The following is an 11,394-nucleotide window of genomic DNA, read 5'->3' as shown; positions in this document are numbered from 1 at the left end:
GTGTCAACCCACCCGCCGGGGCGTCAGGTCCCCATCGCCCACGGCTCGCGATCGCCGCGAAGGCGGGCGGCGAGCGCCATCGCCTGCTCGTCGGTCAGGGTCGCGACGTAGTCGACCACACCGCGCCCCCGGCCGAGCCGCTGCAGCGCGGCCGGGTCGGAGGTCGGCCGGCCGCGCTCGTCCGACGGGAGCCAGTCGGGGTGGTCGGCGCGCAGGCGGAAGTAGCCGTCGGTCGCGAGCTCGATCAGGTCGAGCAGCTTCTGCGGAGCCCGCGAGCCGTCGCGCGGATCCTCGAGCCAGGCGTCGAGGTGGGTCACCAGCGTCTCGAGCACCTGCGACTGGCCGCGCTGGTAGGTGGCGAAGTCCGGCCGGTCGATCACGAAGCGCGTGTGCACGAACTTCAGCACGGCCACGTCGTGCCAGGCGTCGGGGAGGAGGGAGAGGTGGCCCGAGCGGACGTTCGGCTCGGCGAGCACCACCACGGAGCGCTGCAGGCGGCCGATCCAGGAGGAGACGAAGGCCTCGATCGCGCGCTCGGTGCGCGTCGATCCGTCGAACGGGAGCGCGAGGAGCCCCTCGACCAGCTCGGTCGACACCCGCTCCACGGAGGCGCGGAAGTGCTCGTCGCTCGCGATCCACGGGTCGCGGGCCACGAGCCTCCGGCGGAGCATCTCGAGCGAGTGCCCGGGGGCGCGCGCCCACAGCTCCTCGGCGTCGAGGGCGGCGAGCGCGTTCTGCTCGCGGAGGAACGCGCGGAACTCCACGGCGACGGCCGCCTGCTGCAGCACTCCCGCGCGGTAGAAGTCGTCGAGGTCGTGCAGCGAGTAGGCGATGTCGTCGGCGACGTCCATGACCGAGCACTCGAGGGTCTGCTGCCAGGGGGCGATCGCGGCGAAGCCGGAGCGGGCGTCGAGCAGGTCGTCGAGGTCGAGGGTGTACGCCGAGAACTTCGGCGGCGCGGTCTCCCACCGGCTGGCGGTCGAGCCGCGGGGCAGCTCGGTCGGGTCGGCGGAGTCGATGCCGGGGCGGTGGACCGTCCGCCCCCACGGGTACTTGAGCACGGCGGCACGGGAGGCGGCGGTGAGGTTCAGCCCCACCTCCACCGTCTCGCAGACGTCGAGCTCGGAGAGGATCCGGAACGACTGCGCGTTGCCCTCGAAGCCCTCCACGAGCCCCAGCCGCTCACGCGCGAGGCGGTCGAGCGCCTGCTCGCCGAGGTGGCCGAACGGAGGGTGGCCGAGGTCGTGCGCGCTGGCCGCGGCCTGCACGACCACCGGGTCGCAGCCGCCGAGCCGCTCGACCAGCTCGCGCTGGGCGGGATCGGTGGTGGTCAGCTGCATCGCGATCGCGCGGGCGACCGCGGTGACCTTGATCGAGTGCGTGAGCCGGTTGTGCACGACCTGGCCGACGCCGGAGGGCGAGATGACCTGGGTCACCGCGGAGAGTCGGGCGAAGTAGGGCGAGAAGCGGATCCGCTCCAGGTCGACGCGGTACTCGGGGTACTCCTCGCCGGTGGCGAACCGGTCGACCGGCTCGGGGATGCGCCGGTCGCGGCGGTGGTCGTGCGGGGCCGAGGCCCGCGGGGCCGTCGTCTCGGGGAGTGCCGGCTCGCTCATGGCTTCACCCTAATCAGGGGCGCGGGGGCGGAGGGACCGCGCAGCTCCGGCGGTCGGCGTCGCTCCTGCGGCGAGACACCGCGTCCGCCGGCGAGGCACCGCGGGGACGGCGGCGCCTCGGGGAGCGCACGGACACCTCGGCCGTGGCCCGGGGGCGGGGCCGGCGCCTCGGCGGACGCCGGGACGCCCCGCGGGAGCCCCGCTGACGAGGCGAGCGGGAGACGCCGGGCGCGGCCTCCCGTCAGGCGGACTGCTCGCGCGGAGCGACAGCGAGGTGCACGGCCGCGGCGACGACCGCGCCGAGGACGTAGGCCGCGATGTCGAGCCAGGAGAAGGTGGTGCCGACGACGAGGCGGAGCGGCGCCCACAGCTCGACCAGGCGCGCTGCGACTCCGATCGCCTGCAGCTGCTCCATCGCGATCGACCAGGCCAGCGCGATCCCGGCAGCCGTCACGCCCGGGATGCGCGGCAGGAGCACCGCGACCAGCAGCGCCACCAGCACGACGTAGGCCACTCCGCCGGCGAGGTCGGCGAGCAGCCCCGTGAGCACGAACCGCAGTGCCAGGCCCAGGCCGAGCACGGCGACGGCCGCGAGGGCGAAGCGGAACCGCGCCTTCACCGGTCACGCTCCTCGAGGGCGCGCTGGAGGCGGTCGAGAGCGAGGAGGAACGTGCGGTCGTCGGCCACGCGCCAGCCGAGGGCGGCCGGGGCGGCGACGACCAGGGGCACGAGGACGGTGCGCGGGCGCCGCCTCGCCGCACGCAGGACGGCGGAGGCGGGCGGCGGGGCGAGGACCGCCAGGACCAGCGCGCGGACCCGGTGGGCACCCGAGGGCGAGGTGCCGACGCCCACCGAGACGATCCGATCCCACTCGGCGATGCGCAGGGCGTCCGCGCGCTCGGCGGCGAGCTCGAGTCCGTCGCGGCCGACGGCCAGCACCGCGGCGGCGGCGGCCGGAGCGGCGGAGGCGGGTGCCGCGATCCGGCGCAGCGCCCGGGCGAGCTCGGGAGTGCGCAGGACGGCGAACCCCTCGGTGACCGCGGCGAGCGCCGCCAGCCGGCGCTGCCGCTCCGGGGCGGCCTGACGGACCCGGGCCCGGACGGCGGCCGGGGCGGGCAGGGGCGCGGCGAGCAGCGCCGTCGGCTCGAACCGCGTGCGCGGGGGCAGCGGGACCGCCGGCGGCGTGCGCGGCGGGGGCTCGCCCCAGTGCGGCGTCGATGCGGGATCCATGCGCCCCTCCCTCCTCGGGCGGCTCCGAGCCGCCCCTGAGATCATCCCTCCTCCGCCCTCCCGCCTTGCCGAGAGGGCTCGCTGGGCTTACGATGGAGTACCCCCCGGGGGTATGCCGCGACCGGCGTGCCGACCGGACGCCCACCGGGCCGATCGACCGGATCGGACCGGACGCACCACACAGGAGGACCCATGAGCACCAGGATCGACCTCGGCCTGACCGCGAGCGGATCGACGGGAGGCTGCGGCTGCGGCGGAGGCGGTGCCTGCGCGTGCGGCGGCCACGGCGGCGCCGGCCGCTCCGACGCCGGCCACGCGGCGCAGGGCTCCCTGTCCGCCGCGTCCGTGCAGAGCTTCGGCGTCGCGGGCATGACCTGCGAGCACTGCGTCCGCAGCGTCACCGAGGAGCTCGCCGCCTACCCCGAGGTCTCGGCGGTCGACGTGTCCCTCGCCCCCGACGGGGTCTCGACCGTCACGGTCGGCTCCTCCCGGCCGCTCGGCCGCGAGGAGATCGCCGCCGCCGTCGCCGACGCGGGCTACCGCCTCGCTCCCCTGAGCTGACGTGGCCGAGACCACCGGCACCCCGCTCGAGCTCGCCATCGGAGGGATGACCTGCGCCTCCTGCGTCGCGCGGGTCGAGAAGCGCCTCGACGCGCTCCCCGGCGTCCACGCGACCGTCAACCTCGCCCTCGAGCGCGCGACGCTGACCCTCCCGCCCGGCACGACTCCGGCCGACGCGATCGCCGCCGTCGAGGCCGCGGGCTACAGCGCGACGGTCCCCTCCACCGGCGAGGCGGCTCCCGCGGAGGAGCAGGAGGAGCAGGAGGAGCAGAGCGACGACGACCGGGAGCGGCGCGCCCTGCGCACCCGGCTCCGCGTCTCCGCCCTGCTCGCCGTGCCGGTGGTCCTGCTCTCGATGATCCCGCCGCTGCAGTTCGCGAACTGGCAGTGGCTGTGCCTCGCCCTCGGCTCACCGGTCGCGGTCTGGGGCGCGCTCCCCTTCCACCGCAACGCCTGGCGGGCGCTGCGGCACGGCTCCACCACCATGGACACCCTGATCAGCCTCGGTGTCAGCGCCTCCTTCGCCTGGTCGGTCTGGGCTCTGTTCCTCGGCGACGCGGGGCGGCCCGGCATGAGCATGCCGTTCGAGCTGCTGGGCAGCCGCTCCGGCCACGACGAGATCTACCTCGAGGTCGCCGCCGCCGTCCCCGTCCTCGTGCTGGCCGGCCGCTACCTGGAGGCGCGGTCGAAGCGCGACGCCGGTGCGGCGCTCCGGGCGCTCCTCCGCCTCGGCGCGAAGGACGCCGTGCGCGTCGCCGCCGACGGACAGGAGGAGCGCGTGCCCGCGTCCTCGCTCGCCGTCGGCGACGTCCTCCGCGTGCGCCCCGGCGAGACCGTCGCCGCCGACGGCACCGTGCTCGAGGGCTCGAGCGCGATCGACGCGAGCATGCTCACCGGCGAGAGCGTGCCGGTCGAGGTCGGCCCCGGCTCGACCGTGACCGGCGGAGTTCTCAACGCCCACGGCCTGCTCACCGTCCGCGTCGACCGCGTCGGCTCCGAGACCACGCTCGCGCGGATGGGCCGTCTCGTCTCGGACGCGCAGGCCGGCAAGGCGCGCATCCAGCGGCTCGCCGACCGCGTCTCCTCCGTCTTCGTGCCGGTCGTGGTGGTGCTCGCCCTGGCCACCCTCGCCGGCTGGCTGATCGCCGGCGCCGACCTCGCCGCCGCCGTCTCTCCCGCCGTCGCCGTCCTCGTCGTCGCCTGCCCGTGCGCGCTGGGCCTGGCCACCCCGACCGCCGTCCTCGTCGGCACCGGCCGCGGCTCCCAGCTCGGGATCCTCCTCCGCGGGCCGGAGGTGCTCGAGGCCGGGCGCCGGATCGACACGGTCGTGCTCGACAAGACCGGCACGCTCACCACCGGCGCGTTCCAGGTCGTCGAGTCCAGCGACGACGAGAGCCTGCGGATGCTCGCCGCCGTCGAGCGCGGGTCGGAGCATCCGCTCGCCGCAGCGATCGTGGCCGGGGCCGCGCACCTCGACGTCCCCGAGGCGACCGGATTCCGCTCCAGCACCGGGTTCGGCGTGCGCGCCCGGGTCGAGGGCCGCCTGGTCGTCGCCGGCCGGCTGCGCTGGCTGGAGGAGCAGTGGGGCTTCGCGCCGGGCGGTCTCGCCGAGCGCGCCGAGCGAGCGACCGCCGAGGGCGGCACCGTCGTCGGCGTCGGCTGGGAGGGGGCGCTGCGCGGCTTCGCGGTCCTCCGCGACGAGCCGAGGCCGGAGGCGTCCCGCACCGTCCGCGCCCTGCGCGAGCGGGGCCTGCGGGTGATGGTGCTGACCGGCGACAACCCGCGGGCGGCGCAGGCCGTCGCCTCGGCCGTCGGCATCGACGAGGTCGTCGCCGAGGTGCTGCCGGAGGAGAAGCTCGCCGTGATCGAGCGCCTCCGTGCGGAGGGCCGCCACGTCGCCTTCGTCGGCGACGGTGTGAACGACGCCGCCGCGCTGGCCGCCGCGGACGTGGGGATCGCGATGGGCGCCGGATCGGACGCGGCGATCGAGGCGAGCGACATCACGCTCGTCGGCGACGACCTCGGCCGGGTGCCCGACGCCCTGCGCCTCGGGCGCCGCACCCTCGCGGTCATCCGGGGCAACCTGTTCTGGGCCTTCGCCTACAACGTGGCCGCGATCCCGCTCGCGATGGCCGGACTCCTGGGGCCGCTCGTGGCCGGCGCCGCGATGGCGTTCTCGAGCGTCTTCGTCGTGCTGAACAGCCTGCGGCTGCGGTCGTTCCGCTGAGTCCCGGCGGGCCGTCCGGAGTTCCCTCGCGGAGCTCTTGACGGCCCGCCCGCAGGTGGCGAGGGTGAGCGCATGAGCCTCTTCATCACCTGCCCGGTCGACGACGTCGAGCGCGCCACCGCCTTCTACACCGCGCTGGGCTGGACCCTGAACGCCGAGATGTCCCGCGAGGACGTCTCCTGCTTCGCGATCGGTCCCGGCACGTCCGTCATGCTGGCGAGCCGCGCGATGTACGAGAGCGTCGGCGCCACCGAGGAGCTGATCGGCGCCCCCGGCACCCCCTCGAAGGTGACCGTCTCGTTCGACCTCGACAGCCGCGAGGCCGTCGACGAGCTCGTCGAGCGGGCCGCCGCCGCGGGCGGCCGGATCGGCGACACCGACGACTACCCCTTCATGTACCAGCGCCAGTTCGACGACCTCGACGGCTACCACTACTCCCCGTTCTGGATGAAGCCGGGCGGCGACGCGGCGGAGTGACGGGGCCGCGCGGACTCACTCCGCGTGCCGCAGGCGGTGCCGCCGGACCGCGGCCCGGTTCGCGCAGCGGACGGAGCAGTACCGCTGCCGGCCGTTCCGCGTCACGTCGACGACGACGTTCCTGCAGTGGTCGCCCGACGCCCGACCGGCCTCGCACCGCAGGAGGCGGCTCATCCCCCGGGTCGTCAGGTGCAGCGCCGTGCCCACCGCGATGACGGCGTGGAGGACGTGCGCCAGGGACTGGTCCCGGTCGCGGTAGTGCAGGTGCCAGCCCTCGTCGTCGTGGTCGGTCAGGCGCGGATACGCGGCGATCGCGGCCATCTGGCGGTTCAGCGACGTCGCCCGGTCGCTCGGAGTCGGCGCGTCGACCACTTCCAGCCACTCGTCGATCACGTCGCGTGTCCGGGCGTGGTCGTCCGGGCCGGACTCGAAGGCCATCGTCATGCCGAACTCGCGCGTGCGCGCCTCGATGCCCTCGCGGTCGGACGGCCAGTCGTTCGCGAGGGAGGCGGCGAGCAGGACCGCGTACTCGCCGTAAGGGTTGAGCTGCATAAGACCATGACAGCACAGTGGCTCCCATGCGCACCTCCACCCCCTCCCCGCACCCCTCCGAGCCGCTCGCTCCCGCCGTCGATCCGCACGAGCACGGCTGGACGACCGAGTCGGCCCACCGGACCAGCGAGGGCGTCGTCGTGTACGTCCGCTGCGCCGGCTGCGGCACGCGGCGCGTGGACGTGCGGACCGGGCACCAGGATCCCCCTGCCGCTCTCAGCCGCGTCCTGCCCGCCTCCGACGACCGCTCCCGCCGTGGAGCAGAGGGAGGATGAGGGCATGATCGCCGACCTGACCCTCCCCTGCGACGCCGGCCCCGGGGAGAGGAGCCTCCTCCTCCGGCGTGCGGTGCTCGACGACCTCCCCGCGATCGTCCGGCTCCTCTCCGACGACCCGATCAGCGCCGGGCGCGGAGACGTCGCCGCCGAGGAGGACGGGGCCGCCTACGAGGCCGCCTTCCGGAGCATCGCGCAGGACCCGGGCAACGATCTCGTGGTCGCGGTGGACGGCGCCGGAGCCGTGGTCGGCACGCTGCAGCTGACCGTGATCCCCGGGATGGCGCGCCGCGGCAGCTCCCGCCTGCTCGTCGAAGCGGTCCGGGTGGCGAGCGCCGAGCGGTCGGCCGGGATCGGCACGGCCCTGATGCGCTGGGTGCTGGACGTCGCTGCGATCGAGCTCCGCACGCCGCTCGTCCAGCTGACCTCGGACGCCGCCCGCACCGACGCCCACCGCTTCTACCTGCGCCTGGGCTTCGTCGACTCGCACGTGGGCTTCAAGCGCCGCGTCGAGCTGCCGGGCTCGTAGCGGCGGTGCGGGCCGCCCGTCCGGACGCCCGATCGGCTGTCCCCGCGAGCACGGCCGGCCCAGGAATGGACGATCCGAGCGGAGGCCCGGACGGCACTGCTCGCCTCTCCCCGGCCGACGTGATTGGCTGGCCCGATGAGAACCGAGACCCGTCAGGGCGTCCCCCTCCTGCTCGTCGACGACGACGGAGGCGCGCTCTCGACCCCGGACGACGCGATCGCGCTGATCGGCGAGACCTACGGCGGCGACGTCGAGACGATCGTGGTGCCCGTCGGCCGGCTCGACCCCGAGTTCCTCCGCCTGCGCTCCGGCATCGCCGGCGAGTTCGTGCAGAAGTTCGTCTCGTACGGCAAGCGGCTGGTGATCCTCGGCGACGTCAGCGGGCCGGTGGCGGAGTCGAGCGCGCTGCAGGCCTTCGTCGTCGAGTCGAACCGCGGCGACCACCTCTGGTTCGCCGCCGACCTCGAGGCGCTCGACGCCCGCCTCCGCAGCTCCGGGACCGCGACCGAGCCCGGCGCCGACGGCGGAGTGGAGCCGACGCCCGGCCCCGCCCGCTGATGCCCCTGCTCCAGCCCGGCCCCGACGGCTCTCCACCCGAGGTCGACGGTCCGGTCCGCCTCCTCCTGCTCGCCGACACGCACCTCCCGAAGCGGGCGAAGGCCCTCCCGGACGAGGTGTGGCGCGCGGTCGACGAGGCAGACCTGGTCGTGCACGCGGGCGACTGGGTCGACGAGGCGACGCTGGACGCGCTGGAGGAGCGGGCGGCGCTCCTGCTGGCCGTGTGGGGCAACAACGATCCGGAGCCGCTGCGCGCCCGCCTGCCCGAGGTCGCGCGCGCCCGCGTCGCCGGCCTCGACGTCCGCGTGGTGCACGAGACCGGAGCGGCGACCGGCCGCGAGACCCGCGCCGACGCCGCCCATCCGGGTGCCGACGTGCTCGTCTTCGGGCACAGCCACATCCCCTGGGACACCGTCTCCCCGGCGGGTCTCCGCCTGCTCAATCCGGGCTCCCCGACGGATCGGAGGCGCCAGCCGGCCTGCACCTTCCTGACCGCCGTCGCCGACGACGGAGGGCTCCGCGACGTGCACCTGACCGCCCTGCCGCTCCGGGCACGAACCATTCCCGGCGGCGGCGCAAGGGGGTCGCAGAGCATTTAGGTCGGCCTAAGCTCACCTGGATGAGCAGCTCACACGACCACCCCGACTCCGCGCACCTGCGCCCGGAGGGTCTCGACGACGCCACCGTGGCGGCGCTCGGGAAGCTCTCGGAGGCGCTCGAGACGGTCGAGCACGCCCGCGGTCTGCTCTACGGCTTCCACCGGCTCACCGGCGCGGCCGACCTCGCTCTGGGCGAGGCCGTCGACGCGCTGCGCGAGGCCGGCCACGCCGCGACCGCCGAGCGGATCGAGGCCGAGCTCGTCGGCCGCAACGTCATCGAGGGGCGCTGGACCTTCCAGATCGTCGAGGACTACGACGACACCTACTACGCCGCGTTCCGGGAGCAGGAGCGCGCCGCGCGCGACGAGCTCGCGGGCGGACGCCGCCACCTGTTCGAGTCCGAGATGAAGGAGGACCGCCGCTCCGGCGGCCGCCGCCACCACGAGTCGCGCCCGGAGGCGGGCTCGTGAACGCCGTCATCCGGATGCACGCCTCGTCGCTGCGGGTCAAGGCGGTCACGCCGGGCCGCGGCGGACGCGGCACGCCTCCCGAGCCCGAGGCGACGATGCGGCGCACCACGCTCAGCATCGACGGCCGCCGCTTCCTCCTCGCCGTCTCCCTCGACACCGAGGAGCTCGAGAAGCGCCTGGTCGAGGCCGTGCGCAACCGCGGCGACATGGTGAGCTTCACGGTCGCCGGCGAGCGGGAGGTCTGCGTGCTGGTCTCCCCGGGCGTCGCGGTCATCCTCGAGCACGAGGACGTCCCGGTCGAGGATCCGGACGCCGAGGACGCGCCGATCCTGTACGACGACGTCGAGTACCTGACCTGATCCGTCGGCGGCCGGTCCCGGCCGCCGGTCCGGGCGCGGCCTCTCGACTCGGGTCGTCCGTCCGCTCAGACCGCCCCGGTGCTCGCCCACAGGTGGAACGCCGCGTGCGCCCGGTGCGGCCGCCATGCCTGCGACGCCGCCTCCGCCTCCGCCGTGCTCACCCGGCCGAGCGCCTTCCGCAGCACCAGGTCGCCGGCGGGAAAGGCGTCCGGATCGCCGAGGAACCGGAGCGCGAGGTAGTCGGCCGTCCACGGCCCGATGCCCGGGATCGCGAGGAGCGCGCGCCGCTGCTCCGGCAGGTCGCCCGCGCGGTCGAGCACGGGTCCGGCGGCGAAGGCCTCGGCGACGGCCCGGACCGTCCGCGCCCGGGCGTTGGTGATCCCGATCGCCGAGCGCAGAGCCTCGAACTCCGGTGCGAGCAGGGCGGCGGGTTCGGGGAACGCCAGCAGACCGCGCTCCCCCGGGGCGCCGAAGGCCGCGGCGGTGCGTCCGCCGAAGGTCCGGGCCGCGGCGACGGACACCTGTTGGCCGAGGACCGCCATCACCGCCGCCTCGAACGCCTCCGGGTACTGCGTCGCGCGCAGCCCCGGCCGGGCCGCGACGGAGCGGGCGAGCAGCGGGTCCCGCGAGAGCTCGGCGCCGATCGCCACCACATCGGAGTCGAGGTCGAACCAGGCACGGACGACCGCGGCCGCCGGCGTCAGCACGTCCGGCTCCGCCTCCACCCGCAGCCCGGTCTCCGTCACCTCGAGCGCGATCGGCCGCGTCGCCCCGTCGAGGGTGAGCAGGCGCTCCAGGCGCCGGCCGTCGGCCGAGACCCGCTCCACTCCGGGGAGGGCGTGGTTGCGGAGGAGGCTCGCGGCGCCGGCGGAGTCGAAGGGCCCGAGGGCCGGCAGGTCGAGGGAGGACGTCTCGTTCAGGGGAGCAGGACCGTCTTGCCGCGCGCGCGGCCCGACTCGACGAGGGCGAGCGCGGCGGCCGCCTCGGTCAGCGGGAAGGAGGGCCCGAGCACGACCTCGAGCTCCCCGCGACCGGCGCGGTCGAGCAGGCCCGGCCGGGCGGCGTCGCGGAGCGCGGTGCCGGGATCGGCTCCCGGTCCGCCGCCGAGCAGCAGGATGCCGCCGAGGCGGGCGGCATGCTCGAAGCCGGCGACGGTGGCGATGCGCGAGCGGTCGGCGACCAGAGCCACCGAGGCGTCCAGCGCCTCGTCGGTGCCCGCCGTGTCCAGCGCGACGTCGACGCCGCCGGGGGCCAGGAGGCGCACGCGCTCCTCCAGCCCGGCGCCGTAGCGGACCGGCTCCGCGCCGAAGCGGCGGACGACCTCCTCGCCGCGCTCGCTCGTGGTGCCCAGCACCCGTGCTCCGCGGGCGACCGCGAGCTGCACCGCGAGCGAGCCGACGGCTCCGCTCGCCCCGTGCACCAGGACGGTGTCCCCGGAGGAGACGCGGGTGGCCTCGACGAGGTGCTCGGCGGTCGTCCCGGCCAGCAGCAGGCCCGCGGCCGCCGCCCAGCCGAGCCCGGCGGGCTTGGGCAGGACCGCGCTCGCGGGCGCGACCAGCTCGGCGGAGTAGCCGCCGGAGACCCGGAACGCCACGACCTCGTCGCCCACGCGGATCGGGCCGAGCGGCCCCTCGGCCCTCTCGCCGACCGCGGTCACGACTCCGGAGACCTCGCTGCCCGGCCGGACCGGCACCCGTCCGCGCCCGAACATCCCGCGCAGGAGCTTCGCGTCGGCCGGGTTCACGCCCGCTGCGCGCACCGCGATCCGCACCCTGCCGGGCGCCAGCTCCCCCGGATCGACCTCGACGGCGCGCAGCGCCTCCGGCCCGTCGAATCCCTCGGCCTGCATCGCGACGACCATGCGTCCGCCTCCCGTCCCCGGGCGCCTGCGCACCCGAGCGCGACGCTAGCAGCAGCGTCCGACCCCCGGACCCCCTGCGG

Annotated in this window: 15 protein-coding genes; 9 read left to right on the top strand and 6 right to left on the bottom strand. The window is 75.8% G+C overall.

Features of this window, described 5'->3' with window-relative positions; all coding sequences use genetic code 11:
* Nucleotides 1–23: 23 nt before the first annotated feature.
* From C5C56_RS07050 to C5C56_RS07040, 3 genes are all read right to left on the bottom strand, one after another.
* Nucleotides 24–1,616 carry a deoxyguanosinetriphosphate triphosphohydrolase family protein gene (locus tag C5C56_RS07050; protein WP_104319297.1) on the bottom strand — a complete coding sequence of 531 codons (1,593 nt, stop codon included), beginning with the start codon at nt 1,614–1,616 and terminating at the stop codon, nt 24–26.
* A 241-nt stretch (nt 1,617–1,857) separates the two neighbouring features.
* Nucleotides 1,858–2,235: a DUF2809 domain-containing protein gene (locus C5C56_RS07045; protein ID WP_104319296.1), complete on the bottom strand. Its 378-nt coding sequence runs from the start codon at nt 2,233–2,235 to the stop codon at nt 1,858–1,860.
* Nucleotides 2,232–2,846 (bottom strand): hypothetical protein, encoded by a 615-nt coding sequence (locus tag C5C56_RS07040; RefSeq protein WP_104262386.1) that lies wholly within the window; start codon nt 2,844–2,846, stop codon nt 2,232–2,234. The genes C5C56_RS07045 and C5C56_RS07040 overlap by 4 nt, the downstream gene beginning before the upstream one ends.
* 192 nt (nt 2,847–3,038) lie before the next feature.
* Between C5C56_RS07040 and C5C56_RS18275 the strand changes: the two genes are divergently transcribed.
* From C5C56_RS18275 to C5C56_RS07025, 3 genes are all read left to right on the top strand, one after another.
* Nucleotides 3,039–3,407, top strand: coding sequence for a heavy-metal-associated domain-containing protein (locus C5C56_RS18275; protein ID WP_104233449.1), 369 nt, complete (start codon nt 3,039–3,041; stop codon nt 3,405–3,407).
* A 1-nt stretch (nt 3,408) separates the two neighbouring features.
* Complete coding sequence (locus C5C56_RS07030) at nt 3,409–5,634, top strand: cation-translocating P-type ATPase (RefSeq protein ID WP_258065606.1); 2,226 nt, start codon at nt 3,409–3,411, stop codon at nt 5,632–5,634.
* A 72-nt stretch (nt 5,635–5,706) separates the two neighbouring features.
* Nucleotides 5,707–6,111, top strand: coding sequence for a VOC family protein (locus tag C5C56_RS07025; RefSeq protein ID WP_104254872.1), 405 nt, complete (start codon nt 5,707–5,709; stop codon nt 6,109–6,111).
* 15 nt (nt 6,112–6,126) lie between these two features.
* Here C5C56_RS07025 and C5C56_RS07020 read toward each other — a convergent pair whose 3' ends face one another.
* Nucleotides 6,127–6,663 (bottom strand): CGNR zinc finger domain-containing protein, encoded by a 537-nt coding sequence (locus tag C5C56_RS07020; protein ID WP_104319295.1) that lies wholly within the window; start codon nt 6,661–6,663, stop codon nt 6,127–6,129.
* 26 nt (nt 6,664–6,689) lie between these two features.
* On the opposite strand from C5C56_RS07020, the gene C5C56_RS07015 reads away from it, so the two are divergent.
* The 6 genes from C5C56_RS07015 to C5C56_RS06990 all read left to right on the top strand — a co-directional run bounded on the left by C5C56_RS07015 (nt 6,690) and on the right by C5C56_RS06990 (nt 9,453).
* Entirely contained in the window at nt 6,690–6,938 is a 249-nt protein-coding gene (locus tag C5C56_RS07015; protein WP_104224177.1) for a hypothetical protein, read from the top strand.
* 4 nt (nt 6,939–6,942) lie between these two features.
* The gene (locus tag C5C56_RS07010) at nt 6,943–7,467 is read left to right on the top strand and encodes a GNAT family N-acetyltransferase (RefSeq protein WP_104224176.1); all 525 of its coding nucleotides are present in this window, start codon (nt 6,943–6,945) and stop codon (nt 7,465–7,467) included.
* A 135-nt stretch (nt 7,468–7,602) separates the two neighbouring features.
* Nucleotides 7,603–8,025: a DUF4180 domain-containing protein gene (locus C5C56_RS07005; protein WP_104247004.1), complete on the top strand. Its 423-nt coding sequence runs from the start codon at nt 7,603–7,605 to the stop codon at nt 8,023–8,025.
* Nucleotides 8,025–8,624 (top strand): metallophosphoesterase, encoded by a 600-nt coding sequence (locus C5C56_RS07000; RefSeq protein ID WP_104317654.1) that lies wholly within the window; start codon nt 8,025–8,027, stop codon nt 8,622–8,624. Before C5C56_RS07005 ends, C5C56_RS07000 begins: the two co-directional genes overlap by 1 nt.
* A gap of 20 nt (nt 8,625–8,644) precedes the next feature.
* Nucleotides 8,645–9,094: a hypothetical protein gene (locus C5C56_RS06995; RefSeq protein WP_104224173.1), complete on the top strand. Its 450-nt coding sequence runs from the start codon at nt 8,645–8,647 to the stop codon at nt 9,092–9,094.
* Complete coding sequence (locus tag C5C56_RS06990) at nt 9,091–9,453, top strand: hypothetical protein (protein ID WP_104224172.1); 363 nt, start codon at nt 9,091–9,093, stop codon at nt 9,451–9,453. Before C5C56_RS06995 ends, C5C56_RS06990 begins: the two co-directional genes overlap by 4 nt.
* A gap of 65 nt (nt 9,454–9,518) precedes the next feature.
* On the opposite strand, the gene C5C56_RS06985 is transcribed toward C5C56_RS06990, so the two are convergent.
* Entirely contained in the window at nt 9,519–10,349 is an 831-nt protein-coding gene (locus C5C56_RS06985; RefSeq protein ID WP_258065620.1) for a DNA-3-methyladenine glycosylase, read from the bottom strand.
* A 20-nt stretch (nt 10,350–10,369) separates the two neighbouring features.
* Nucleotides 10,370–11,314, bottom strand: coding sequence for an NADP-dependent oxidoreductase (locus tag C5C56_RS06980; protein WP_258065605.1), 945 nt, complete (start codon nt 11,312–11,314; stop codon nt 10,370–10,372).
* Nucleotides 11,315–11,394: the final 80 nt, after the last annotated feature.

The sequence above is a fragment of the Rathayibacter sp. AY1D1 genome, from assembly GCF_002932635.1.
GTDB lineage: Bacteria > Actinomycetota > Actinomycetes > Actinomycetales > Microbacteriaceae > Rathayibacter.
This window is presented reverse-complemented; position numbering and strand designations above follow the sequence as displayed.